Origin of the sequence: Deinococcus yavapaiensis KR-236, assembly GCF_003217515.1 — a bacterium.
Classification (GTDB): domain Bacteria; phylum Deinococcota; class Deinococci; order Deinococcales; family Deinococcaceae; genus Deinococcus_A; species Deinococcus_A yavapaiensis.
In genome coordinates, this window is sequence record NZ_QJSX01000007.1 from 90,254 (window position 1) to 116,410 (window position 26,157).

At 66.3% G+C, this 26,157-nt stretch carries 19 protein-coding genes; 11 read left to right on the top strand and 8 right to left on the bottom strand.

Annotated features, from left to right (window positions below; translation table 11 throughout):
• Window positions 1-369: 369 nt before the first annotated feature.
• Window positions 370-1,230, bottom strand: a complete 861-nt coding sequence (locus tag DES52_RS10295) for a hypothetical protein (RefSeq protein WP_110886733.1) — start codon at window positions 1,228-1,230, stop codon at window positions 370-372.
• Window positions 1,231-1,708: 478 nt separating this feature from the next.
• On the opposite strand from DES52_RS10295, the gene DES52_RS10300 reads away from it, so the two are divergent.
• Entirely contained in the window at window positions 1,709-2,818 is a 1,110-nt protein-coding gene (locus DES52_RS10300; RefSeq protein ID WP_245900899.1) for an MFS transporter, read from the top strand.
• Window positions 2,819-2,945: 127 nt separating this feature from the next.
• Here DES52_RS10300 and DES52_RS10305 read toward each other — a convergent pair whose 3' ends face one another.
• Entirely contained in the window at window positions 2,946-4,976 is a 2,031-nt protein-coding gene (locus tag DES52_RS10305) for a beta-galactosidase (RefSeq protein WP_110886735.1), read from the bottom strand.
• Between the two features lie 745 nt (window positions 4,977-5,721).
• Between DES52_RS10305 and DES52_RS10315 the strand changes: the two genes are divergently transcribed.
• Window positions 5,722-5,925 carry a hypothetical protein gene (locus DES52_RS10315; protein ID WP_110886737.1) on the top strand — a complete coding sequence of 68 codons (204 nt, stop codon included), beginning with the start codon at window positions 5,722-5,724 and terminating at the stop codon, window positions 5,923-5,925.
• Between the two features lie 76 nt (window positions 5,926-6,001).
• On the opposite strand, the gene DES52_RS10320 is transcribed toward DES52_RS10315, so the two are convergent.
• Window positions 6,002-6,289 carry a hypothetical protein gene (locus tag DES52_RS10320; protein ID WP_110886738.1) on the bottom strand — a complete coding sequence of 96 codons (288 nt, stop codon included), beginning with the start codon at window positions 6,287-6,289 and terminating at the stop codon, window positions 6,002-6,004.
• Between the two features lie 251 nt (window positions 6,290-6,540).
• Between DES52_RS10320 and DES52_RS10325 the strand changes: the two genes are divergently transcribed.
• The gene (locus tag DES52_RS10325; RefSeq protein ID WP_110886739.1) at window positions 6,541-10,389 is read left to right on the top strand and encodes a PAS domain S-box protein; all 3,849 of its coding nucleotides are present in this window, start codon (window positions 6,541-6,543) and stop codon (window positions 10,387-10,389) included.
• 93 nt (window positions 10,390-10,482) lie between these two features.
• Here DES52_RS10325 and DES52_RS10330 read toward each other — a convergent pair whose 3' ends face one another.
• Together DES52_RS10330 and DES52_RS22905 are read right to left on the bottom strand one after the other, a co-directional pair.
• Window positions 10,483-11,160 (bottom strand): M15 family metallopeptidase, encoded by a 678-nt coding sequence (locus DES52_RS10330; protein ID WP_110886740.1) that lies wholly within the window; start codon window positions 11,158-11,160, stop codon window positions 10,483-10,485.
• A gap of 200 nt (window positions 11,161-11,360) precedes the next feature.
• Window positions 11,361-11,522: a hypothetical protein gene (locus tag DES52_RS22905; RefSeq protein WP_170130991.1), complete on the bottom strand. Its 162-nt coding sequence runs from the start codon at window positions 11,520-11,522 to the stop codon at window positions 11,361-11,363.
• Window positions 11,523-11,682: 160 nt separating this feature from the next.
• On the opposite strand from DES52_RS22905, the gene DES52_RS22550 reads away from it, so the two are divergent.
• Complete coding sequence (locus tag DES52_RS22550; protein ID WP_146237251.1) at window positions 11,683-11,886, top strand: hypothetical protein; 204 nt, start codon at window positions 11,683-11,685, stop codon at window positions 11,884-11,886.
• A gap of 207 nt (window positions 11,887-12,093) precedes the next feature.
• Here the strand turns inward: DES52_RS22550 and DES52_RS10340 are convergent, their stop codons facing one another.
• Window positions 12,094-15,558: an ATP-binding protein gene (locus DES52_RS10340; RefSeq protein WP_110886742.1), complete on the bottom strand. Its 3,465-nt coding sequence runs from the start codon at window positions 15,556-15,558 to the stop codon at window positions 12,094-12,096.
• 263 nt (window positions 15,559-15,821) lie between these two features.
• Between DES52_RS10340 and DES52_RS10345 the strand changes: the two genes are divergently transcribed.
• The 3 genes from DES52_RS10345 to DES52_RS10355 are packed head-to-tail and all read left to right on the top strand — an operon-like array spanning window position 15,822 to window position 18,718.
• Window positions 15,822-17,081, top strand: coding sequence for a DUF3500 domain-containing protein (locus DES52_RS10345; RefSeq protein ID WP_146237252.1), 1,260 nt, complete (start codon window positions 15,822-15,824; stop codon window positions 17,079-17,081).
• A gap of 9 nt (window positions 17,082-17,090) precedes the next feature.
• Window positions 17,091-17,636, top strand: coding sequence for a hypothetical protein (locus DES52_RS10350; RefSeq protein ID WP_110886744.1), 546 nt, complete (start codon window positions 17,091-17,093; stop codon window positions 17,634-17,636).
• On the top strand, window positions 17,633-18,718 hold the full coding sequence (locus DES52_RS10355; protein WP_170130992.1) for a HupE/UreJ family protein: 1,086 nt from the start codon (window positions 17,633-17,635) through the stop codon (window positions 18,716-18,718). Before DES52_RS10350 ends, DES52_RS10355 begins: the two co-directional genes overlap by 4 nt.
• A 127-nt stretch (window positions 18,719-18,845) precedes the next feature.
• On the opposite strand, the gene DES52_RS10360 is transcribed toward DES52_RS10355, so the two are convergent.
• Both DES52_RS10360 and DES52_RS10365 read right to left on the bottom strand, forming a co-directional pair.
• Window positions 18,846-19,958, bottom strand: a complete 1,113-nt coding sequence (locus DES52_RS10360) for a glycoside hydrolase family 43 protein (RefSeq protein ID WP_211317901.1) — start codon at window positions 19,956-19,958, stop codon at window positions 18,846-18,848.
• Between the two features lie 416 nt (window positions 19,959-20,374).
• Window positions 20,375-21,160, bottom strand: coding sequence for a hydroxypyruvate isomerase family protein (locus DES52_RS10365; protein WP_110886840.1), 786 nt, complete (start codon window positions 21,158-21,160; stop codon window positions 20,375-20,377).
• 266 nt (window positions 21,161-21,426) lie between these two features.
• On the opposite strand from DES52_RS10365, the gene DES52_RS10375 reads away from it, so the two are divergent.
• The 4 genes from DES52_RS10375 (at window position 21,427) to DES52_RS10390 (ending at window position 26,102) form a co-directional block, all read left to right on the top strand.
• Window positions 21,427-24,045 (top strand): ATP-binding protein, encoded by a 2,619-nt coding sequence (locus tag DES52_RS10375; RefSeq protein WP_146237253.1) that lies wholly within the window; start codon window positions 21,427-21,429, stop codon window positions 24,043-24,045.
• A gap of 84 nt (window positions 24,046-24,129) precedes the next feature.
• Window positions 24,130-24,402 (top strand): DUF4242 domain-containing protein, encoded by a 273-nt coding sequence (locus tag DES52_RS10380; protein ID WP_110886748.1) that lies wholly within the window; start codon window positions 24,130-24,132, stop codon window positions 24,400-24,402.
• Window positions 24,403-24,424: 22 nt separating this feature from the next.
• On the top strand, window positions 24,425-24,970 hold the full coding sequence (locus DES52_RS10385) for a hypothetical protein (protein ID WP_110886749.1): 546 nt from the start codon (window positions 24,425-24,427) through the stop codon (window positions 24,968-24,970).
• Window positions 24,971-25,223: 253 nt separating this feature from the next.
• Complete coding sequence (locus tag DES52_RS10390; RefSeq protein WP_110886841.1) at window positions 25,224-26,102, top strand: helix-turn-helix domain-containing protein; 879 nt, start codon at window positions 25,224-25,226, stop codon at window positions 26,100-26,102.
• The last annotated feature ends 55 nt before the right edge of the window (window positions 26,103-26,157 follow it).

A 26,157-nucleotide genomic window follows, 5' to 3' on the forward strand; every position in this document is an offset into this window, starting at 1 on the left:
AAGAGACGATCAACATCAAGAAGCTTGACATTGAGGAGCTTAGATTCTATACTGTGGTCATCAGCGGAGACGTGAACGCGTACCCGCCAGATCACTTCCGGAGGTCCTCACCTTGATGCATCCCAACTCCGTCCGCGAAGTTCTCCAACTCGCCTAAACACACTCAACAGGCCACGCTCGAGCGTGGCCTGTTCATTTCGATCGATCCAACGGGGTATCCAAGTACGAAGGCTCGACAAGCGCCCGCCCGACCTTGACGGATCACTCCGGCATGAGCGATCGTCGCTCATGCCGTTGCCTCGTATCACGGCTGGGACTGCGGTCGAACGCGGGACGCGACAGGAGGTGAGGGCGAAGCCTGGGCCGCCCTCAAGGCTCCACGGAAGGAGCGGCGAGTTGATTCAACCATCGTCTCGCCTTGGCGGTTTGACCGACTTCGGGAAGATGCCGCGCCACGAGGTCGTACGTCTCTTCCCACAGGCCGTGAAGCACCTCGACGCCTTCTCGCGGAGGGCCGCTCAGCACGGCGGCGAGGCGAGCCGTGAGGTCGCGCGGAGCCCACGCCAACGAAGCTTCCAAAGCCGCCAGCCATTTGAACTCGGCGTGCGGCAAGTAGACACCGTTGAGCGCGGCGAGCACCATCAGCAAGTGCTTTTGGTCGCGCACCAACCGCTCGTACAGCAAGATCCACTCGCCACGCTCGACGTGCTGACGAAGCCACACCGTCGGCGTCGGCTCGAGGTGCGCGTCGATCACCGCGTCGCGCAACACCGGCGGGTACACCGCGATTCGCTCACGCCAGCCGCTCAGCGATTCCATGCTCGTCAGCGGCAAAGCGTACTGTAGAACCGCGAGCGCGTTGAGCGCGTACACGCTCCACTCACCCCGCGTCACGACGGCCTCGATGCCTTGCTCGACGCCCTGCACGGTACGGTGGATGATGTCGAGTCGAACGTCGTCCACGAGCCCCTGATCGAGCCACAAATCCTCGTCGGGAAAGTACGGAAACGACCGCGGATGCCGAACATGCCCCGCACGAAGCAGGGCGGCGCGGTCGTCGTCGGTGGGCGGCGAGTGCCAGAACACGCCCAACTCGAGGTCGGATCGAGCGTCCGCCAAGTCGCGGGCGACCGACCCGCCCACGACGACGCACGCCACTTCAGGATGCGGAGCGTAAACGCTCGCGAGTGTTTGGGCGAGCGTGACTCGCCGCCGAGTGTGATCATTCATGAAGTTCCTGCTTTCCAACGTCGGGCGAAAAGTGAACCTCGAACGGCGAACGACCACGGGCCGCCGCGCCGAGGGATGGCACGAACAGTCATCGAAGCGAAGTAGCCCCGAGGGAAGCGTGCACGAGCGCCCGGCGTTCAAACGAGAAAACAGGCAGAGGGCGAGATCGTCGCCGACGGAGCGCGTTGCACGCGACGAAGCGCGTTCCCTTGTGGCACGATGTCACCCCCTTTCGCCGTCATCGTACACCACGTGACGCCGCCGTGAGCGGCGCGGATCGAGCGTGACCGAGGCGACCTTCCCTCTCAAAGCGCCGCCCGCGACTTCGAGGTGTTCGCGCGAACGGCCTGTTCGGTCGCGGCGGGAAAGCCGAACGCGGCCATGGCTCGTTCGTCCGTCGCACCGCTCGCCTTTGCCGCCCTTCCACCGCGACCGAGCTTCAGATGATCTCTCGGGAACGCCTACGATGACACACGACATGACGGTTTCCCCTCGCGCCGCCCTGACCAGCATCCTCGTCTTCGTGCTCATCGGCGCGACGCAAGCGCTGTACGGTCCCGCCTTGCCCAGCCTCAGTCGCCAGTTCGGCGTGAGCGTCAGCACGGCTGGCCTGCTCATCAGCGCGCACAGCCTCGGCGCGTTGCTCGGCGTGCTCAGCGCCGTTCCCCTGCAAGGACGTCCGTTCGCGCGGTGGCGCGCGGGCGTGGCCGTCGCGCTGCTCGGCGTGGGCGCGGCGCTTCTCGCCGTCGCCTCCTCGTGGAGCGCCGCGCTCCTCGCCGCCTTGCTGATCGGCCTCGGCTACGGCGCGATCACCGTCGGCCTCAACAGCTTGTTCGCCGCGGGGTTCGGGCCGCGAAGCGCCGCCATGGTGAACCTCCTCAACGCGCTGTTCGGTGTCGGCGCGGTTCTCGGGCCGCTCGTCGTCGCCGCCGCTCCCGCCAACGCCCGCCTGCCCTTCGTGGTCATCGCGGCGAGCGCGTTGCTGCTGCTGCCATTCGCCGTGGCGCTCGACGACCGTGTCGCGTCCGCCCCGAACACGAGCCGACCGCGCTCACCCAAAGGACCGCTCGTGGGATTCATCATGCTGCTCGCGCTCGGCGTGGGCGTGGAAGCGAGCAGCATCGGGTGGAACGCCACGTACCTCGTCAGCCTCGGCAAGACGCCGCAAGCCGCCGCGAGCTTCACGGCGTTGTTCTTCGTGCTGTTCACGCTGGGCCGCCTCGCCGCCGTGCCGCTCAGCTTGCGTTTCGCCCCGCCGATCCTCGTGCTCGTCGCCCTCACGCTCGCCATGGGCTTGCTGCTCGTCGCGCACGTGCCGAGCGCCGCGCCGTACGCGCTCGTCGCGCTGGGCGGAGCGCTCGCCGCCGTCTTCCCGAACACCTTCACGTGGGCGTCGCGCGCCGTGCAAGCGCGGCAGGACGCCACCGCCGTGATCGTCGCGGGCGCCCTGCTGGGCAGCACGATCTTCCCGGCGGTGGTGGGACGAGCCGTGGCACTGTTCGGAGAACGCGCGATTCCGACGACGCTCGCGACCCTGGCCGCGCTCACGTTGACGATGGCGCTGTGGATGCGCTGGCGCACTCGCTGAACCGGCCCGCGTTGGCCGCGCTGAACACGTGCTCGTCCGAGCTTCCCTGACCGCTCCGACGCCGAGGGCATTGCGGCGAGCAAGCCGAGAGCGATCGCGCGAAGCGTCGACGGCGAGAAGACGAACGTCACCGCGTGGGGCGACCGACCAGCACTCCGTACGGCGGTAAGCGCACCTCGTCCTTCACGATGCCGCCGCCCAGCAAGTCTCGCACCGCCTCCACGAGCGGCACCGTGACCGCCTGAGATCCGTGATTGAGCAGGAACAACACGTGATCGTCATCGTCACCACGCACCACCGCCTCCACGCCGACCGGGAGGTTCGGGTACGTCGGCTCGACTCGCTGCTCGCGGCAGAGGTGTCCGAACAACTTCCTCAGGAATTCAGGTTCGGCGCTCGACGCGACATGCCACGCGTACCCCTCGCCGTACGCGTGCCGCGTCAACGCGGGCGTACCCGCGTAGAAGTCTCCCTCGTACGTACCGAGCACTTCGGCGCCCTCCACGCGGATGATGTCGAACAGCAAGTTGCAGTCGTAAGCGCCCTTCAGCTCACCGAGCGGCTCGGACAAGACGATTCGGTTCGTGACCTCGGGTGCAAGCGCGTCGATTTCCTCCACCCACAAGCCCAGCAACGCTCGCAGCGGTCCCGGAGGTCCCCCGGGGAAAACGCGGTCGCTGACGTCCGCGACTCCGCTCAGGAAGGTCGTCACCAAGTGCCCCCCGCGCTTCACGAACGCGCTGAGGGCGTCCACCGTCTCGGGATGCAACAAGTACAGCACCGGCGCGGCCAAAACCTCGTACCCGCTCAAGTCGCTGCCAGGTCCGACGAGATCCACGGCCACGCCGTTGGCGTACAACGCGTCGTACATCTGCGCGACCTGCTCGACGTAATCCAACGCCTGACTCGGCCCGAGGGAGTTCTCGCTCGCCCACCAGCTCTCCCAATCGAACCACACCGCCGTTCGCGAGCGGATGCGTTTCCCCAGGGTGACGTTCCCGAGTCGCCGAAGCTCCTCGCCGAGCGCCGCCACTTCTCGGAACACGCGCGTGTCGGCGCGTCCGTGATGCTCGATCACCGCGCCATGGAACTTCTCGCCCGCGCCGGGCGAGCGACGCATTTGGAAGAACATCACCGCTTCCGCGCCGTGCGCCACCGCGTGGTAACTTTGCAGGCGCATCACTCCGGGGCGTTTCAGGGCATTGAACGGCTGCCAGTTGGTTTGACTGGGCGTCTGCTCCATCAGCAGGAACGGCTGGCCGTCCTTGAGGCCGCGCATCAAGTCGTGCAGCATCGCCGTCCTGGGGGGCGTGTCACGCCCCCCAGGGTAGGAGTCCCACGCGATGACGTCCAAGTGAGGCGCCCACGCACGGTAGTCCAGCGAACGGTACGCTCCCATCAAGTTGGTCGTGATCACCGCGTCGGGATGATGAGCGCGAATGGCGCGTTCCTCCAGCACGTACGTGTCGAGGATGTTGTCGCTGTTGAAACGCAGGTAATCCAGGGACAAGCCTTGAAGGACCGTCCGTCGATCGTGCGCCTGCACGCTCAGGACGTTCGGCGCGACGATCTCGTCCCAATCGGTGACGGTCTGATTCCAAAACCGTGCGTTCCACGCGTGGTTCAGCGCTTCGAGGGTGCCGTACCGCGCGCGCAGCCACTCGCGGAAGCGGCCTTCGCATCGCTCGCAGTAACAGGCGCCGCTGAACTCATTGCTGACGTGCCACAACGCGAGCGCCGGGTGCGCCGCGTACCGCTCGGCGAGCGCCCCGGCGAGACGAGGCGCGAACCGTCGGTAGGTCGGACTGCTGGGGCAGGAGTTGTGGCGGTTCCCGAACTTGCGTTTGCGGCCCTGCGCGTCCACCCGCAGAATGTCCGGGTAGCGTGTCGCCATCCACGCGGGGTGCGCGGCCGTGGCGGTACCGAGGCACACGCGCATGCCGTGGGCGTGCAGCAGCGTGAAGATCTCGTCGAGGTGCGTGAAGTCGTAGGTGTCCTCGTCGGGTTGCAGCATCGTCCACGCGAAGATGTTGATGCTGAGCAAGTCGATGCCAGCCTCGCGGAACAACCGGACGTCTTCGCGCCACACGTCACGGTCCCACTGTTCGGGGTTCCAGTCGCCGCCGTACGCGATTTTCTCGAAGTCAAGGTCGGTCACGTGGATTCCTCTCGCTCGAGGTGACGGAAGGCAAAGGGGACGAGGACGTGCCGAGCACGCTCGGGCCCTCTGCGTTGCCGCTCACTTCCACGGGCGAGTTCCTTTCGCTGAAATCGGGGACGCCCCGTGAAACGATGGGAGCGGCCCGTGCGGTACGGGCCGCTCGAGGTCTTGGAGGTGAGCGCGGCAACTACCTCGCGAAGTGCGCGCCAAGATCGGCGGCGTACAAAACGAGGCACGTCCTTCTGTGACTTCGGGCGGCCAGTTGCAAGGCTGACCGAGGATTACTCGTTCGTGTGCGCGTGGCGCTTTGCCGGAACGCGTCCGGAAAGCGCTGGAGAACCGCCGGGAGATCGACGGGGATGACGCATGATCGGAGAGGGGCATCGATGTAGGGCGCATTCTACGAAGGCGGCGTGCGTGAATGGCGGAACGTCCTCGAACTCTTTGGAGAACATGAAGATAGCGTTCGCGCTCGAAGCGCCTGGCACGCTGTCCGCAGCGCAACGCCTTGAATCACGAATCGACCAACGGGTGATCGACGCATCGGGGCGGCTTGGTCGGTGAACCGCGACCGCCCCCCGCCTTGCTCGCGCGAGCCGCCTCACGGAACGGGTTCGGTGACTTGCCAAGCTCGCGCCGTGCTGAATCGGACGCGCTGAGAGCGGTCTCGACTGAGAGCTCGACATTCAGCGCGTGAAGAGAAGCGTCATAACAAGCGTTCGTTTCCTCGATATGCTGAGGCATGCTGCCAAGCGAGACCATCGCGATTCCCATCGAGGACGTCACGGTGTCCGGATTCATCACGCGCGACGACCTTCAGCGTATCGAGCGTGGCGAGCGTGTCACCGTCCTCATTCACCACGCAGCCGGAAACGGCGTCGAGCTGGGCAAACTGCGTGCCGTGTTCGACCACGGCGACCTGACGGAAGGCCCCGTGCCTTACTGAACGGTCGCTCGATCGGCGTCATACGAAGAGCGAGCGCTCCACCAAGAGGGCGCTCGCTTTCACGACGTCGACCGCTTCAATTGAGCGGTTTGGGTCGACTCGAATCGGGAAGCGTCAACTTCGTCTCGACTTCGAGGTAAAGAACGTCGAAGGCGGCGCCGATGTCGTTCTGCTCGTGCTGAACGGCAAGCAAGACGTGGTCGATCACGGCGCTCAATCGCACGTGCGCCGGGATGCCGTTCTGCTCGTCCGCAGACACGAACACCGCTTCGACGCGGCACTTGCGGGCGCGAAGCGCGGCGAGCCGCTCGCGCTGCTCGTCAGACAAGGCCGCCTCCCAGGTTTCGACACGCTCGTGATCCATTGCTTGCAGTGTAGGCGCAAGGTGCAGAAGCGCGCCCAAACGACTTCTTTACCAACCATGATAGGGAATTTCACCAGCGCGGCGCCGCACCGAACCTTCGAGAGAACGCGTCCACTCTGCTTGTCCATCGTCCATCGGCGGCGAGTCGGCACGCGCAGCTCGAACCCACCACTCGCTCGATTGACCGCCCGCCGCCCTCGGGATGGTAAAAAAGCAACCATACCTTCGAGCTTTCCCCATATCCTTGGTAGATGCCCGAGCAGTCCGCCGAACGCCTGACGTCCTTCCTGCTGGACCAGCTGCCGCTCCCTGCTTGCCTGAGCGACGCGAGCGGCAGGGTGGTGTTCGGCAATGCCGCGTTCACCGCGCACGTCGGCCTCGAACTGACTTCGCAACGTGGAGGCGACTTCACGAGCCTCCTGCACCCAGACGACCGCGAGCATGCCCGGCGCGTTCCGCGCGACGGTCGATCCGACGAAATCGAGCTGCGCGTGCGTGTACGCGACGGCGCGTACCGCTGGCACCGCCTGCGCAGCCTCGCGACGTTCGATGGTGGGCGCCTCGCGTACGTCATCAATACCTTCCACGACGTGCACGCTTTCAAACAAGCCGAGGTTCACGCGCACTCGCTGTTCCAGACCGCACCGCAGATCATGTGGACGAAGCGCCCCGACGAAGAAAGCACGCGTTTGAATCGCGCGTGGAGGGAGTACACCGGCTTGCGGCAGGAGTCCGACGGGCACGGGTGGCTCATCGCCGTTCATCCCGGCGACCGCGAGCACGTGAGCCGCCTTCACGCCAGCAGCCTCGCGCGAACCGAGGAGTTCGCGCTCGACGTGCGTTTGCGCCGACACGACGGCGTGTACCGTTGGCACCACGTCGTCATGCGCCCGCTCGACGGCGGGGGGTGGCTGGGGACGGCGACGGACGTGCACGACCGTCTGCAAGCCGAACAAACCGCGTTGGAAGTGATCACCGAGCGCGTGGAAGCCGAGCGGGCTCACTTCGCGGCCGACGAGCGCTTTCGCGCGGTGTTCGAGAACGCCGCGGTGGGCGTGGCGCGCGTGAGCTTCGAAGGTGAGCGCTTCTTGGAAGTGAACGACGCGTTATGCGCCATTCTCGGCTACGGCCGCGAAGAACTGCTCGCGACGCCGTGGACGGCGATCACGTCTCCGCAAGACGTCGACCTCGCCCTCGCGTCCTTTCGGCGCATGGCCGCCGGCGAGCTCGGTTCGTACACGCTCGAGAAGCGCTTCGTGCACAAGCTGGGCCACGTCGTGTGGACGCAGTCGACCCTGTCGCTCGTTCGAGACGTGCACGGCCAGCCCGACTACGGCATCGGCATCATCGAGGACACCTCCGAGCGCAAGGTGACCGAAGCGCGCGTGCGCGCCAACGCCGAGACCTTCACCAACCTCGTGCAGAACAATCCGTTCGGCATTTACGTCGTGGACGCCGACTTCCGCTTGACCGAAGTGAGCCGGGGCGCGAGGAAGGTCTTCGAGAACGTCCGTCCGCTGCTCGGGCGGGACTTCGCGCAAGTGCTGAGGCTCATTTGGACCGAACCGTTCGCGTCCGAGGCCATCTCGCGCTTTCGGAACACGCTCGCGACGGGCGAGCCGTACGTCTCGACGCGGACCAACGAGCAGCGTCAAGACGTCGACGAGACTGAAGCGTACGACTGGCGCATCGAGCGTCTCATCCTGCCCGACGGCCGCTTCGGCGTCGTGTGCTATTTCTACGACTTGTCCGAACGCCTCGCGTGGGAAGCGAAGTTGCAGGCGAGTGAAGCGCGCCTCACGGCAGCGCTCGACGCGCTTCCCGTCGGCGTGGTCTTCTCCGACGCTTCCGGCCACCTCATGCACGACAACGCCGCGCATCGCGCGTTGTGGGGAGGCGCTCCTGAAACGACGAGTTGGAAGCAGTACGGAGAATGGATCGGCTGGTGGCCGAAATCCGGAGCGCGCATCCAAGCGGACGAGTGGGCGATGGCCCGCGCGTTGCTGCACGGTGAGACCGTGCGAGGCGAACTCGTCGAGTACCAACTGTTCGGCACGAACGAACGACGGTTCTTCCTCAACAACGCCGCGCCCGTGCTCGACAGCGAAGGGCGCGTGATCGGCGCGGTGATCGCCGAGCAGGACGTGACCGAGCAGATCACCGCCGAACGGCTGCTTCGGGAGAACGCCGAGCGCGTGCAACTCGCGCTGTCGGCCGGGGCGATCCTCGGCACGTGGTTCTGGGATTTGCGCGCCAACCAGGTGACCGTCGACGAAGGGTTCGCGGTGAACTTCGGCCTCGACCCGGCGCTCGGACGCGAAGGGCTCAGCGCGGAGCGGATTCTCGAGACGGTGCATCCCGATGATCTTTCGGGCGTCGTCGCCGCCATCACCGAGGGCATCGCGCGCGGCGGACCGTACGCGTACCAATACCGCGTGCGGCGACTCGACGGACGTTACTACTGGATCGAAGCGAACGGCCGCGTCGATCACGCCGAGGACGGCACGCCGCTGTCCTTTCCCGGTGTCCTGCTCGACGTGCAGGAACGCCGCTCGATGCTCGCCGCGTTGAGCGAACGCGAAGAACGCTTGCGCCTCGCGACGCAAGCGGCGTCGATCGGCACGTGGGATTACGATCTCGTGGCGGGAACGCTGCAGTGGGACGCGCGCACGAAAGAACTCTTCGGCTTGGCACCTCAAGCGGACGTGGCGTACGAAGCGACCTTCCTGGCGAACTTGCATCCCGACGATCGCGACCGAGTCGAAGCGGCCGTCGCGGCGGCGCTCGATCCCGGCGGAGCGGGTGAATTGAACGTCGAGTACCGCGCCATCGACCACGAAGACGGCGCGGAATGCTGGATGGCGGCGCGCGGCCGCGCCTTCGTCGACGGCGGGCGCGTCGTGCGCTTCATCGGCACGGTCATCGACATCACCGAACGCAAGTACCTCGAAGTGGAACTCGCGCGGCAAAACGCCTTTCAACGAAGCTTGCTCGACAGCAACGCCGACTGCATCAAGGTCCTCGACATGGACGCGCACCTCGTGTGGATGAATGAAGGCGGCCTCGACGTCATGGAAGTCGAGGACTTCCAGATGTGCAAGAACGCCTTGTGGCCGACCTTCTGGAGCGGCGAGGCCCGCGAGCACGTCGAGCAGGCGTTGCGCGAAGCCCGTGAAGGGCACGTCGCGTCCTTCACGGGCTTTTGCCCCACCATGAAAGGCACTCCGAGGTGGTGGCACGTCACCGTCAGCCCGATTCGTGACGAAGGAGGCAACGTGACGCGCTTGCTGGGCGTGTCACGTGACATCACCGAACTGCACGCCAAAGAGCAGGCGCTTCGCGACCTCACCGCCACGCTCGAAGCGCGCGTGGCGGAACGCACGGCGGAACTCTCGACGGCCAACGAAGCCTTGTCGCGCAGCAACGAGGAACTCGAACGCTTCGCGTACATCACCAGCCACGACCTTCAAGAGCCCATCCGAACCGTGTCGAGCTTCGCGGGCCTGCTGGAGAAACGCTACGCCGAGAGCCTCGACGAGCGAGGCCTGCTGTACCTTTCGACGCTCGTGAAAGGCGCGGAGCGCATGAAAGCGCTCGTGGACGACTTGTTGACGTTCTCGCGCGTTCACGGCGACGCCGCGCCCCTCAAGGCCGTGGACTTGCACCAACCCCTGACCGAAGCGCGCGCGCGGCTAGCGAGACGCTTGGCGGACACGCGCGCGCAACTCCTCGTGGGCGAACTCCCGATGGTGCTCGGCGACGGACCGCAACTCGCGCAACTCTTCCAGAACTTGGTGTCGAACGCCGTGAAGTTCCAAGCGCTGGGCACCACGCCCATCGTGCGCATCACGGCCGAGCGGGAAGGAAACGCGTGGCACGTGCGCGTGGCCGACAACGGCATCGGCATCGAGCAAGCGTACTTGGAGCGGGTGTTCGAGTTGTTCAAGCGCCTTCACTCGCACGACAAGTTCGAAGGTACGGGCTTGGGTCTCGGCATCTGCCAGAAGATCGTCGAGCGGCACGGCGGGCGCATCTGGGCGGAATCGACGGTGGGGCAGGGCAGTACGTTTCACTTCACGCTGCGCGCCGTCGATGCTTGAGGGCGCGCGACACGACGATGAGGGTCGGTCCTCCTGGTCGGCGTGTGAATCCTCGCTTGACGTCGGTGCAAGCCGCGTTCGCGAAGCCTGCTTTCAGCGCCCGGACTTCGAGAAGTGCTGGTAATCCTTGGGCGACGTCCACGATCCGCCCCAACTCCACCCGATCGCCGTGAACGCGGCGACGACACGGTCATTCGCGTGAATCATGCCAGGACGAACTCGAGCGCGGTTCTCGAACGCCGTCGCCGACGGTGGCAGCACGGTCCGCCCGCGCACGTAGGGATTTTGCACGGGGTTGATGTCGATGGCCCGTCCGTACGAGTGCTCCGACCACACGCCCGGGCGTCCCGTCACCGCGCGGCAGTTGAAGGCCGAGGTGTTGTTCGCCTCCATCGACTTGTCGTCGTTCCCGTCGTACACGTCCACGAGCTTCATCTCCTCGATGGGAAACCGCTGCTCGTACAAGGCCCGCATGACGGCCATCACATCCGAGGCGACCTCTTCGTGGACGACCAGTTCGCCTCGGTGCGGTTTCGTGTCGAAGCCCCAATAGCTCAGTTGCAGCAACCGCAGCCGTTCCAACGAGACGGGACAGCCCACATGCCACGAGGAAGTCATTCGGGCGCGCGTCGCCGCGTCGATCTTCGAGATGGTGCCGTCGAAGGCGACAAGGGACGCCTCCTGCGCCGCTCCTTGGCCGAGCGGCATCGAGGTGAACGTGAGCGACAGCAGGACGACGCGGCGGGCGAAGCGTCGGGTGGCATGAATCATGGCAAGCTCCTGACGAGGAGAGGCGCGACCGACCGCGTCGCTTCGTAGCGCGACGTCGACGGGACATGACAGACGAGGGCAAAGGGGCGCGTCGGCGCCGTCATGCCTTCCCGGATTTCTTGAAGTCGAAGCGCGAACTCAGGCGGAACGCGCGCTGTCGATGCTTCGTGGAACGCCGTGCGTTCGACGGCGAGACGTCTTCAATCGATGGGCGTCACGGACGGCCGTCGATCCTCGGGACGTGACGTGAAGAGCGCGTTCGAGAATTCCACTGCCGAAGGAGGCGGACGCGTCGAGCGTGCAGCACGGTGTTCCTTGAACGCCGAAGCGGACGCGGCGGGCGGCAAGGGTGGGATGAGCATGCCTTCCTCCTGCCTGCAACGTACGAACGCAGCGCAACAAGCGCGTAATCGCGAGGTCCGGCCGACGTCGGACGTGAATTGCGGTGCGATTGCGCAGCCCACGTACCGTGAAGGCAGATCGACCGGCCTTCCGCTTCTCTCCCTCGAATCGAGGTTCCTCATGTTCGACGCCACGCACGTTCAAGAACAAGCCCAACGCAAGCTCGACGTCCTGCGCCACGAGGCTCGCGTGGCACGCGCGTTGCCGCGCCGCGAACCTCGCGGCGTTCTTCGCACCTTGCGTGCCTGGTCGGGCCGCGACAAGGTGACCCATATCCTCGACTTTGTCGCCGCGCTCGATTTGCCTTCCATGCGCTTCTATTGATGACCCGCGCAGTCGGGACCAGGTAGACCGACCCGAGGGACTTCAGGGCGGACCCGCCCTGAAGTCCCTCGTCGCGAGCCGAAAAGCCGCCCTCACGTTCCGCTTCCACGATCTTCGAGCGAGCCAAGAGAAGGCATGTTCGGCCTTCGGGGAGAAGGGCGTTTCAGGTGAGCGCGGCAAACGGCGCGCGATGCGCGGACCGGCCGATCATCCGCGGTATTCGTACGCGCGTCGAAAGCTCGACGCGACCTCGTTCGGCAGGAACTTCGCGTGCTGCTCGACCGCCTCGGCGATCCAAGCCGCGACCGTTCGCGCCTCCTCGGTTCGGTTCGACTCGCCGAGCAGCCGCGCGTGCTCGCCCGCGAGACGCAAGCCGAGCAGAGGCCGCCGCAACGCCTCGGCGTGCTCCCGAGCTCGGGAGTACAAGCGTTCGGCTCGCTCGGCGTGACCGAGGTGCCGTTCGAGCGTCGCGGTCGTCCACGCCTGCCACAACGGCGCGTCCGCGCTTTCCGAGGCGTACTCGAAGTACCCGACGACTTCTCGGGCGCGCGTGACGTCACCCGAGCGCGCGAGCGCGGCGACTTCGCTCGCGACGCCGCTGAACGCCAAGGGCACCACGCCGCCGCCTCGGCGTGCCGCCGCGAGCTTGGCGAAGGTGGCCGCTTCGTCGAGGCGGCCTTCTCTCCACGCGAGGTCGCTCAGTCCGGACGGCGCGTAATCCGAGAAGTACGGCAGCGCGACGCGCGTGTGCGTCGCTTCGACTTCCAAGTACGCCGCGCGCGCCTCGCCGAACTGCCCGAGGGCGTGCCGAGCAATGGCGAGGTCGAGCAGGCACAGGGCTCGGAAGGCCTCGTCGTCCCGTTCTTCGAGGAGCGCCTCGAAGCGCGCGAGGACCGCGTGCAAGTCCGCCGTTCGTCCGAGGGCGGTGAGGCCCGTCAGCATCGGTCTCATGGCCGACACCTCGAATTGCGGAGAGTGCAGTTCCCGAGACGTGAGGACCGAGGCGTTCGCGACGCGAACGCATCCCTCGAGGTCGTCGGCGTACCACAGTCCGTACGCGGCCGTGACGGCACTTCGCTGCGCCGCGAGGCGGTTGTGAGCTCGCTCGAGTTGCTCGGCCGCGTCGAGCGCGGCGCGTGACGCGACCGTCCAGTCACGTGTGTACCCGAGGGCGGTGGAGAGATTCGCGAGGCACATGCCGATCAGGTACTCGTTGTCGGTGCGGCGCGCTTCCTCCAAAGCGACGCGCGCGTGGCGCAACTGCGCTTCGCCGTCGCCGTGACGAACCGCGACGTAGAAGCGGGCGCTTTCGAGCCAAGCGCGCGTCTCACCGCTCGTCACGAGCGCCGCCGCTTCCTCGAGGCATCGCGCGGCTTGCTCTTCTTCTCCGGGCGTCCAGACGTGGATCACGGTGAGTTCGGTCAAGGCGCGGACGGTGAGGCGCTCGTCGCGCCTCTCTCGGCCTTCGGCGTGCATTCGAACGAGCGCCGCGCGCCGATTGGGATGCCGATCTTCCGTGTCGTCGTACGCGACGTTGAGCGCGTCGAACAGCTCGAACACCTCGTCGCCCGTGAGGGCCGCGCGGTCGAAGCCACGCGGCGAGCTCTGCAGGACGTCGAGCGCTCGCTCGAAGTGAGCGATGGCCTCGGTGTTGGCGGCGAGCTTCGCGGCGGCGCGTCCTGCCGCGAGGTCGAAGCGAACGGCGTCCGTCCAAGCGTGCGCTTCGCGCGCGTGCCACGCGAGCATGGCGCTCGCTTCGCCCGTCGAGCGCAACACCTCGAGCGCGCGGCGGTGCAGCGCACGCCGCCGCGCGTCCGTCACGTCCTGAGCGGCGACTTCGCGAAGTTGATCGTGGGTGAACACCACGACGTCGCCGTGCTCGACGAGGACGCCCCGGGCGCTCGTTTCGTCGAGCGCGTCGAGGGCGTCGTCCTCTTCGAATCCGCAAACGGCGCGCAGCACGTCGAGCGGCACCGGACGCCCCAGCGTGCTCGCGGCATTCACGAGGCGAGCGGCACTCGGTGAAAGTCGTGACAGCCTCGCCTGCACCGCGTCGCGCACGCCTTGCGGCGTGTCGTCGATGCGTTCGAGCGCGGCGGCGTCCACGTTCACCGCGCCCGACGCGTCCACGAGCAGGACGCGTTCGTCTTGCAGGGTGCGCAGCGTTTCCGCCATGAACAACGGCTGTCCCGCCGTGCGGGCGTGCATCCAAGATTCGAGCCGGTCGAGGTCCGCGCCTGCCACGAGGGATGACAGCCACGCGCGTCCGTCATCCCTCGCGAGCGGACCGAGGGAGATGCGCGTCACGCGCCATGCGCGGGGTAACTCGGCAAGCCAGCGGCGCAGTTCGGGTTGCGCGAGCGCTTCACGGCGAACGTTGAGAAAGAGCAGGCGCCGCGCTTCACGGTGCTCGGGACGCGAAGCGAGCCACGCGACCGCGTCGAGCGTCGCTTGGTCGGCCCACTGCACGTCGTCGAGGAACAGCACCAACGGCGAGCCATTCGCGGCGCCCTTGAGCGCTTCGCCGATGACGGCGAGGCGTCGGGCGCTCGCGACGGCCGCGTCGCCGCTGGGCTCGGGCAAGTCGGGATGGCGTTCTCGCAAGTCCGGCAGCAGCATCGTGAGTTCCGCCAATCCGGCGGGATCGAGGGGCGTGCGGGCGAGGTCGTCGGGCAGGACGCTCCGCAAGATGTCGGTCAAGGCGTGGTACGGCAGGAAGCGCGCTGTTTCGAGCGCTCGTCCGCGCAGCACGCGCGCGCCGTTGGCGGCGGCCTGTTCCAGGAACGCTTCGACCAACCGCGTCTTGCCGATGCCGGGCTCACCGTCGATGACGACGGCGCCCGCTTCGCGCTGCGCTTCACGAAAAGCGCCCATCATCCGTTCGAGTTCCGACGTGCGCCCGAAGAAGGCGGCGGTTCGCGGAACCCCGGGGGTCGAGGAGACAGGTGAAGTGACCCTCGCGGTTCGCAGCGTCGCGGCGAAGTCGAGCAGCGCTTGAGAGGGACGAGCGCCGAACGAATGCGAAACGTGCGCCGCGTGCGCTTCGAGGACGCGGCGAGCCGCGTCGGGTCGTCCGGCTTCGACATGCAGGCGCATCAAGATGAGGACCGCCTGCTCGACGTGAGGTTCGAGCGTCACCCAGCCGCTCGCGGCGTCGAGGGCGCCGCCTGCATCGCCGCTGCCGAGGTGGTGCTCGACCGCTCGTTGCAGCAGGGCGGCGGCGTCTCGTCGAACGCGCTCGCGTGCGTCGACCAGCCACGCGCCGAACGCGTCGTCCGGAGCGTCGGGCACGCCGCCGAGCAACTCCAAGGTGAGCGAACGCACGTCGATCTCGTCGAGGGCGACGTCACGCAGGGTGAAGGCGCAGTCGAGTTCGTCGTCGGGCTGAAGCCGCAGTTCGACCGTGGAGCCTCGCGCGTGCAAGCGATCGGCCGCCTCGCCGAGCAGGTCGCGCAGAAACGACAAGGTGTTGCGCAAGGCGGAGCGCGCCGTCGCGTCCTCCGAGTCGGGCCACAACAACCCGGCGAGAGCGCTTCTCGTGTGCGGTCGCGGCTCCAAGACGAGGTAAGCGAGTAGCGCGAGGGCCTTTCGGTGCGAGAAGCGCGTGACGGGCGCGTTCTGATCGACTCGCACCTGGGGTGGACCGAGAAGGCGAACGTGCAGCACACTCATGCCGTCTCACTTTACACGGCGAGGCGGGCTTTCTTGCCTGAAGCGTCCGCGAAAGTGAAGTCGGACCGCCCCCTTTCGCGCTCGTCGTGGAAGCCACCGTGCGCTCTAGATTCGTGAACGTGACGTGGGCCCTCGAATCGGCGTGAAGGTCGCGCGTGGCTCGGCCGCGAAAGCGATGAACGGCCCGTATGCAAGGCGGCCCCGACGTCGGGCGCGGCACTTCGGTCGTGAAGAAGGTCTTTGCAACTTCCTAACATGCCCCCGTGAAACTGTCCCCTGAGCGATTGAACCTTCCGCTCCTTTCCCGCACGGTGGCGCCCAAGCCCCGCTTCCTCTCGCTCACGTCGGTCCCTGCGGGCACGACGCGCTTTTCGAAAGGCTCTTCCATGCTCAAGAAATCCATGATCCTCACCGCCGTCCTCGCCACGGTCCTCACCGGGGCTTCGCTCACCAGCTTTTCGCACGCGACGGCGGCCACTGCGACCACGACCGTGGCGGCAGACGCACAAACGGTCAAGGTCGTCAACGCCGCCAACGCCTTCCTGAACACCCTTTCCGCCTCGCAGAAGAAGGCCGTGAGCTTCGCTTGGACGGACGCGGCGCAACGCGCCCGCTGGTCGAACTTTCCCAGCGGCATCTTCCAACGCCAAGGATTGCGCTGGGGTGACATGACGAGCGCGCAACGCACGGCCCTCATGAGCCTTCTCGGCGCGGTGCTCAGCGCGGACGGCCTGAAGATGGTCAAGGAGCAGATGGCTGCCGACGACGTCCTCAAAACCACCGACGGTGGCCGACAAGGCGGCGGTCAAAGCGGCGTGCCCGCGGGCGGTCCTCCGAACGGCGGTACGCCGCCTGCGGGCGGTGGGGGAGGCTTGAACTTCGGGAGCGACGAGTATTACGTGTCCTTTCTCGGTTCGCCGTCCACCACCAACGCCTGGACCTTGCAGTTCGGCGGACACCACCTGGCGATCAACGCGACCGTCGTCGGACCGAACATCACCCTCGCGCCGACCCTCACCGGCGGGCAACCTGTTCGAACGACGGTGAACGGCAAGACCGTCACGGTCGTCACGCAAGTCCCCGAGGAAGTCAAGGACGCGTCCGCACTTTTGAGCAGCCTGAACGCGGCTCAAAAAGCCAAGGCGGTCGTGAGTACGAACCGCATCGACCTCGTGCTCGGCCCCGGCCAAGACAACAAGACTTTGCAAGCCGAAGGCTTGTCCGGCAGCGACATGACGGCGGCGCAAAAGACGCAACTTCTCGCCCTGATTCGCCAGCGTCTCGGCATCCTCAACGCCAACGACCTCGCGCCGAAGATGGCGGCCATCGAGAAGAACTTGAAGCGAACGTACTTCGCTTGGTACGGCCCCACGACGAGCGCGGGCGACGCGTACTTTCGCGTGACCGGCCCGACCTTCGTCATGGAGTTCTCCCCGCAATCGATGGGCGGCGACTCCAGCAACCACTTGCACAACATGTACCGCGAAATCGGCAACGATTACGGCGCCGCGTGGACGAAGTGAGGTCGTGACGTGAAACGCGCGCGCCTTCTCCCCGCCGCCCTCGTCGTCCTCGCGTCGAGCGCCGCCTTCGCGCATCCCGTGGACGAGGTCGTGCAAGGCGCGTACCTCACCCTCGCTCCCGGTGAGGTGCGCTTGGAACTGGACCTCACGCCGGGCACGAAGGTGATGGGCGCGGTCGTGACGGCCTTGGACACGAACAAGGATGGAGTCGTGTCGCATCAGGAAGCGCGCGCGTACGGCATGAAGGTTCTCGGTCGATCCACCTTGAAGATCGACGGCAAGACCGTGCCCTGGACGCTGGGCACCGTGGAGGTGCCATCGCTGAGCACGCTGCGCCTCGGGAACGTCATCAAGATCTACGCGACCGCCAAGCGTTCGGACGCGGCGGGCACGCGAACCTTGTCGTACCAGAATCGCTATCAGCCCGCCAAAAGCTCGTGGATTGCCAACGTCTTCTTGCAGCCCGCCTCGGGATGGCAGTACCGAGTGACGAAGCAGGCGCGAAGCAACGACGGCCGTACCCTCGCCGTCACGTACGGAGCGTCGAGGTCGTGAAGCGCGTCCGCCTTTTCCTGGTGGGCCTGCTCGCCGTGTGTACCTTCGCCTCCGCGCACTCGATCACCTTCAGCCACGTCGACGTGCGTCTGGCGAAAAGTACGACCACCATCGACGTGACGCTGCCGATCGCGGCGTTGCTGCACGAACGACCCTCACCGCTTCCCTCGGGCACGACCGAGGCGGCGGTGCGTTCGAGCACGCTCCCGAAAAACGTTCGAGCGTCCCTGACGGCATTGCTGACCGCGCGCTTGCGGCTTTCTTCAAATGGCGAAGCGGTCGCGCCGACGATCAAGCGAATGCGACTCGCCGGGGAGGACATCGAGATCACCGCGACGGCCCCCGCCATTCGCGGCGATCTCGCCGTGTCGGCCAACCTTTTTCCGGAAGATGCCCTGCACAAGGTGTTCGTCGACGTCTACCGAGGCGAGGAACTCGCGGGGCAGTACGCCCTGGACCGCTCGGACGCGTCGTTCACGCTCGCCGCGTCACGGCGTCCCTTGGTCGACGTCATCGCGGCGTTCGTGCGTGAAGGCGTCCATCACATCTTCATCGGACCGGATCACATCCTGTTCGTCCTCGCGCTCATCTTGCTCGGCGGGCGGCTTCGGACGCAAGTCGAGATCATCACGGCCTTCACCGTGGCGCATTCCATCACCCTCGCGCTCGCGACGTTGCAAGTCGTGCAACTTCCGTCGCGCCTCGTGGAAAGCGTCATCGCCCTCAGTATCGTCATCGTCGGGTTGCACGACCTGCGGCAACTGCGAACGGGCGGTGTCGCCGTCCGGGATCCGCGGGCAATGTTCGCGTTCGGCTTCGGTCTCGTTCACGGCTTCGGGTTCGCGAGCGTGCTGAGTGAGTTGGACTTGCCGAGGCAAGCCCTGGCGTGGTCGCTCGCGGCCTTCAACGTGGGAGTGGAGGTCGGGCAGGTGACGATCGTGCTGCTCGCGGCCCCCCTGCTGCTGTTGCTGCGCCGAAGCGCCACGCCTCGCCTCGCACGAAACCTGCTGATGATGGGGGCGGCGGGCGTGACGATCACGGGCGGGTTCTGGTTCGTTCAACGCGCCCTCGGCGTGGGTTGAACGAACCAGGGTGGACGTGCACGGCGCGCGTTCGCGCCGCGTGCCTCGGCGTGAATCGTCGACGAAACCCGCCATTTCCAGTCGTGCGCGATGACCGGAGTCGCCGACCACGCCGCCTCGTCCCGCGTTACTCGAAGAACTTCAAGCTGTAGCCGGTGTTCGTCGTGGCGCCCGGCACGTTGCTCCGGCTGTACGTGATGTTGCTCCACCACATGAACGTGCCGCTGTACCACATGCGGTTCGCCCACGAGTACGTCGTGCCTTTGGGCACCGCGTGGTACGCGAGCGGAAAGGCCGACCCGGCGGGCGGGCTGGTGTTGATGTCGCCGTTTTGCAGCACGAACGAGTGATGGCCCGGCCCGTTGACGTAGAGGGTCGGGTCCCAACCGCTCATCAACGTCGAACGGTTCGAACCGAACAGGCAACCGTTGGACTTGTACCAATCCCACACGTACGTCGGGTCGCCGCCCGCGCGAAGCCGCAAGTCCGCCAGGCAGTACTGGTCGCTCCACGAGCCGTTCGCGGAGTACACCACGTGCAGTTGCCCGTTCGGGTCCTTGATCGCTTCGGGCGCTTCGTTGATGTACGGATTGCCGACGACGCGCTCCCACGTTTCGCGCGGTTGGGAAATGACGGTCCGCGCGCCGGTCGTGGCGGTCGGACTCGACATCTTGGCGATGTAAAGGTTTTGCTCGACGTTCGTGGTGCCCGCCCAGCCGGACCACACGAGGTAGCGTTGATTGTTGTACGTGAACATCGTCGCGTCGATCGCCCAACGGTCGTCGGGCAGCGCCATGCGGACGGGATTGCTGTAGCCGCTGCCGGGACTGGTGGACTCGGTGACGTACGTGCGTTGACCCGCGCCGCCGTCTCCGGAGGCGAAGTAGACGTAGTAGCGCCCCGTGCCAGCGTCACGCACGAGTTCGGGCGCCCACACGTTGGGCATGTTCTTCGGGCTCGACCAGATGAGTGTCCTGGCCGAGTTCGCGAGACCGTCGACGCTGCTCGCGGCACGTGAGTAGATGTTGTTGCCGTCGGACTCCACGGAGTAGTAGGTGCTGTTCACGCGGATGACGCTGGGGTCGGCGTTGCGAATCGCGAGTTGCCCTTGCGCTTGCACCTTCGCGTTCATGGTGGGCGTCGGCATGGTGGCGCAACTCGCCAAGGTGAGGGTGAGGCCGAGGCTCACCAGAGGGTGGAATCGTGCCCGCCTCGTCGAAGTGCTTTCTTGCGCTGCCATTCTTCGCTCCTTTCGCCGTCCCGTGACGGTCGTCGATGCCGAAAAACCCCATGAATACGAGTGAAATGTCGCGTTCGATCGCAAAGGTCGTCTTGTGAGGAGCAGACGCCTGGCGCGAGGATTTCGTTATTTTCGATCCACCTTACTCGCTGGGCCTTCGTTCGAAAAGAGCGTCCGGTTCACCTTGCCTTGATTTGATCGTTTCGAGCGAACTTTCCGGTCGCGCTTCCACGCCGTGTACGAATCGGCGGGACGGCTCTCACTCGCCGAACTCGCGCATGTCGACTCGTTGGGAAACCGTGCGGTCACCGAGACGGGCCACCGCTCACGCACCCCACAAGCTCGACGTTCTTTATCGACGAACGGGGGAGGTTCCACTCTCTCGTTCCCCTCATGGCCGCCCGAGTAACAAACGGTCAGACGACGCTCGTTCGCGTGAGGTCGAAGGCGCCGCGCAAGGCAAGGGCGGGATCGCCCTTCGGAACGAACTCGTGCGCGACGAATCCTCGGTAGCCCGTGTCGTGAATGGCGCGCAGCACCTCCGGGTAGTAGATTTCCTGCGCGTCGTCCAGGTCGTGGCGTCCCGGGACCCCGGCCGTGTGGTAGTGCCCGATGTCCCCGGCGTTCTCGCGAATCGTCGCGATGATGTTTCCTTCCATGACTTGCGCGTGATACACGTCGTACAACAACTTCACGCTCGGAGAATTCACGGCCCGAACGACGTTCAGGCCCCACGCGGACGTATCGCATTGATAGTCGGGATGATCGACTTTGGAGTTGAGCAGTTCGAGCACGAGCGTCACGCCCGCCGCCTCCGCGACGGGAGCGGCCCGCCGGAGGCCCTCGATGGTCACGAGCGCGCCCTCGGCATCCGTGCGCCCCGCGCGGTTGCCGCTGAAGCAAATGAGGTTCGGGACGTTCCAACGTTCGGCGAGACGGACGTTCTCGTGGATTTCACGAACAATCCGGTCATGGTGCCCTCGGCGGTTGAGGCCGGCTTCGATGGATGCGTGACCGTTCATGGCGGAGACGGCGAGGCCCACGTCTTTGGCGCGGGGCCACAAGTCAATCGGGAGGAGTTCGACCGCCTCGTACCCGACGGCGGCGGCGCTCCGCAGCAGGTCATCGGGATTCGTCCCGGGCTTCGCGAAGGACCACCAGGTGAACGACTGACGAATCGCTTCGGCGGAATGGGGTGCCATGATCTGGTTGTATCGCACATCCGGCTCGCCGTGAAGCAAGCTTCGTGCGAGGCGCGGCTCGCGACCTCGCCGGTGATCGACGTGATGAACGAGGCCCCTGGAACTTCGCGATTCCCGCGCGCGGCCGTTGAAGCGCGCGAACGTGCCGTTCGGACGGCGACGTGTTCCGTGTCGGCTCGACTTGACCGCTTCCGACGCGTGAACGGAACGACCGCCGACCGACGCCTCGCCGACCTGTGATCGACCAAGATGCCTACAATCGCTTTATGGACATCCTTGAGCGGGAGCCGTTCTTGCAAACGCTTGAGCAGAGCCTGAGCCGAGCGGCCACCGGGCTCGGTTGCGTGGTGTTCCTCGGAGGAGAAGCCGGGGTGGGCAAGACGACGTTGGTGCGGCAACTGGCGCAACGGCTGCGTGGCCGCGCGCGACTCGCCGTCGGCGCCTGCGATCCGCTGTCCACGCCCCGTCCCCTGGGCCCTCTCTCCGACGCGGCGACGGCGCTCGGGCTCGAATCGTTCGGCAGCGACGCTCCTCGCCTGCAAGTGTTCCAAGCCGTCTTGGACCGACTCGGCTCGGGACCGCGTCCCACCGTGCTGATCATCGAGGACGCGCACTGGGCCGACGAGGCGACGCTGGACTTGCTGCGCTTCATCGGACGGCGCGTCGCGGAAACACGCACCTTGATCATCGTCACGTACCGCGACGACGAGAGCGGAGCGGGGCATCCCCTTCGGATCGTGCTGGGCGACCTCGCCACCTCGCCCGCCACTCGTCGCATGACGCTGCCTCCCCTGAGCGAAGCGGCCGTGGCCGAGCTCGCGGCAGGGCACGCTTTGGACGCGGGCGTCCTGTTTCGCCGAACCGCGGGCAATTCCTTTTTCGTCACGGAGATTCTCGCGAGCGGTTCCACGGGCATTCCGCCGAGCGTACGGGACGCGGTGCTCGCGAGGGCGGCGCGCCTGCCGCCGTCGGCGCGAGCGGTGCTGGAGGCGGCGGCGGTCATCGGTGCACGCATCGAACCTGGCGTGCTCGCCGAGGTGACCGGGGCGGAGTGGGAAGCGATCGAGACGTGCCGAGCCATCGGCGTGATGCAAAGCCAAGACGATTCCACCCACGGATACGTGCTGACCTTTCGGCACGAACTGGCCCGGCAAGCCGTTCTGGAAGCCGTGCCTCCCCACCGTCGGCAAGTGCTGCACCGCCTGGCGCTGCAAGCGCTGGAGGCCGCGCCGAGCACGCGCGCGGAGGCGGCTCGCCTCGCGCACCACGCCGAAGCCGCCGGGAACCGCGAGGCGGTGCTGAAGTACGCGCCCGAAGCCGCTCGGCAAGCGGCCGAACTGCACGCGCACCGGGAAGCGGCGGCGCAGTACGCCCGGGCCCTGCGCTTCGCCGGTGACTTGCCGCTCGCCGAGCGCGCGTCGCTGCTGGAACGGTTCGCTCAGGAGTGCAGCATCTGCGACCGACGAGCCGACGCGATCGTCGCTCGACGCGAAGCGGTGGAGTTGTGGAAAGCACTGAACGACCCGCTGGGACAAGGAAGAAACTTCGCGTCGATGATGAGCTTGCACGTCGGCCTCGGGCAGACCGCAGAGGCGGAGGCCGTCAGCCGAGCGGCGCTCGACTTGCTCGAAGCGTTACCTCCGAGCCCCGAACTCGCGCTGGCGCGTTATGCGCAGGCGACCATGCGGATGTTCGAGCGTGACATCGACGAAGCGATCGCCGAATCCGAGCAAGCGATCACGCTGGCGGACCGCTTCGAGGACAACGTCGTACTCACCGCTTCGTACAACACCCTCGGTTCGTCGCTCATGTTCGTGGATTACGAGCGGGGACGCGAGAACTTGGAGCGGGCCCTCGCCATCGCGCTGGAAGCGCAACTTCCCGTGCATGTCGCCAACGCGTACTCGAACCTCGGTTCGGCTTCGGGCGAGGTGCACGAGTTTCTTCGCGCCGAACAAGACTTGCAGCGGGGCATCGCCTTTTGCGCCAAGCACGACATGGAAGGCCCTCTCCGGTACATGCTGTCGTGGCAAGCGATCGTGCAGATGCGCCTCGGTCGCTGGAACGACGCGGTCGATCTGGCGCGGCAAGTGCTGCAGTACCCCGAAGGCGCCTTGATTCAACGAGTCATGGCCCTCGTGGCGTTGGGCCACGTGTACGCGCGTCAAGGCCACGTCGACGTGTGGACCGTCCTCGACGAGGCGTTGGCGCTCGCCGATCGGTCGGCGACTTTGCAGCGAGTCGCCGCCGTGCGCATCGCGCGCGCGGAAGCCGCGTGGCTCGGCGGTCAGCCGGAGCGTGCCGCCGAGGAAGCACGCGCGGTGTACGACGACGCGGTACGGCACCGTCACCCTTGGTTCACCGGCGAGTTGGCGTACTGGCAGTGGAAGGCGGAGAAGCTGCGAGGCGGAGTGCCCGCGCTCGCCTCGCGGCCTTGCGCGCTGCAGATGGAAGGACGATGGGCGGAAGCGGCCGCCGCGTGGCGCACCTCGGGATGCCCTTACGAAGCGGCCGTCGCCCTCTCGGAGTCGGGCGACCCGGACGCGTTGAAAGAAGCGCTGCGCGTCTTCGAGGAGCTCGGCGCGCGTCCCATGGCGGCCGTCGTCGGTCGTCACCTGCGCGATCTCGGCGTGAAAAGCTTGCCTCGCGGACCGCGCGCTTCGACGCGGGCACATCCGGCCGGCCTGACGAAACGTGAAGTCGAAGTCCTCGGCTGGATGGCGGCAGGCCTGCGCAACAGCGCGATCGCCGAGCGAATGGTCCTCTCGGCGAAAACCGTGGATCATCACGTCTCGTCGGTGCTCTCCAAGCTCGGTGCGAAGAGCCGAACGGAGGCGGTCAGGACGGCAATCGAGATGGGCTTGCTGCAAAATAGGGAAGCTTGACCGTCAACCTGGGGAATTCCGCCGATGTGCCGCTCTTGGGCCGCGCCGCACAATGACCTCGGCTCGTAAGCCAAGGAGGTTCGAATGCCCCGGTACATGGTCGAACGGACGTTTCCCGAAGGATTGCAGATTCCCGTTTCCGAAGAAGGCGCCTTGGCGTGCCTGAACGTGGTGGGCCAGAACGCCGACGTCGGCGTCACCTGGGTGCACTCGTACGTCAGCGACGACAAGAAGAAGACGTTTTGCGTTTATGACGGCCCCAATCCCGAAGCCATTCGGCAAGCGGCCAACCGCAACGGGCTTCCGCTGGACCGCATCGTCGAGGTGCGCGTGCTGGACCCGTACTTTTACCGGTGACTGCGCCGGAGAGGAGAACAGCATGCGTCAGCTCTTCATCGGTACCTCCGTCGTCGCGTTGGGTTTCACGGCGTGGGCCGCCGCTCAATACACTCCGGAGCCCACGCAAGCGCAACTCGCTCAACTTCGCCAGATGATGTCCCGCTTCGAGAACGTCGAGGCGGCGCGCGCCGCCGGATACACCCAGTTCGGCGACTGCATGAGCAACGCCCAGGGCGCCCAAGGAATCCACTTCACCAACCAAGCGCTGATCGACGATCCCGCCGTCGACCCGATGCGCCCCGAGCTGCTGATGTACGAGCCACGCGAGGACGGCTCGCTGCGCTTGGTGGGCGTGGAGTATCTCGTGTTTCAAAAGGCGTGGCATGACAAGGGCAACAAGGCCTCGCCGGCGATGCTCGGTCAAGAGTTCGTTCCCAACATGACCTTGCTGCCGCAACCGTTCTACGCGTTGCACTTGTGGGCTTGGCAGTACAACCCCAAGGGGTTGTTCGCCAACTGGAACCCGCTCGTGAATTGCCCGAAGGTAGGAGCGCTCGCCCCCGCCTCGGATGCTCACGGACACTGAAAAGAACCCTTCGCGAAGTCGGCGTGCGATGCCGCGGACGCGAGCGTATCCCGCACGCCCTTCGCCCGTGCACTGACCCGAGGAAAGGAACTCCTTCCAGGAAGGAGTTCCTTCTTCGGGGCGCCCGCGCCACTTGCCCTTCGGGTCGGCGCGCTCCGAGAAGCCACGCGACATCCAAGGTCGACCGCCCTTCTTCGACAGGGTTTCGAGGGTGCTTCACGTGTCCGCTTGCACGAACGGCCAGAATGACGGCATGGTCCGCCGCCTGATTCTGCCTCCACCCGCCTTGAGGTCGCTGGTGCAGGTCTACTGGTTGATGGACGAGCACCTTTCGCAAGCCGAGCAGCACGTCTTCCTTCCCGAGCAACTCGCGCACTTGACTTTCTCGTCGGGCCGCTCGTGGGTGATCGGGGCGGGCGGCGTGCTCACGCTTCTGCCGCCGGCCACACTGGAGGGACTGGTGACGGCGCCCACGCGATTGTTCTCGGAAGGCGCGGTGCGGACGCTGCGGGCCGAGCTGTACCCTTGGGCCGCGCGGCAACTTTTCGGCTGGAGCTATCCCGACGCGGCGCTGGATTTGCTGGCGGGCGCGGCGGGCAGCGGCGCGGCCCGCACGGCCCGGGCCATCCAAGCCGCGTTGGTCGCCCGCGACGACGAGGCGGCGCTCGCCTTGCTGAGCGACTGGCTGCTGGCGCTCGCGTCCGGTCGGCAGGCAGCGCGCGCGGGCCGCGCGTGGACGGCCGGAGAGGGGGTTCGGGCTGCCGTGCGGCTCTACCACAGCGGTGGGCAGCGGCGCGTGGCGGAGTTGGCAAGCGAGTCGGAGTTGAGTCCGCGCACGCTGGAGCGCTTGTTCGTGCAGGAGGTGGGCGTCGGCGCCAAGACACTGGCGCGCCTCATTCGCTTCGAAACGGCACACAACGCCTTGGCTCAAGGGCCGCAGACGCCGCTGGTCACCCTCGCTCACGACTTGGGCTTCTCGGATCAGGCGCACCTCACGCGCGAGTTTCGCGCTCTGGGCGGCTTGACGCCCGCCACCTTCGCCCGCTTGAGCGACGCGCGCAACCAAAAGAGCGCGGAGTTGGACGGCTCGCGGCACGATCCGCGCGTCTTGCTGCCTCCGATGCCGCCGTGAGACGTCGCGACTCCCTTGTCGCTTTTTTTCAATACCTCGCCGTGCGGCCGCGTCT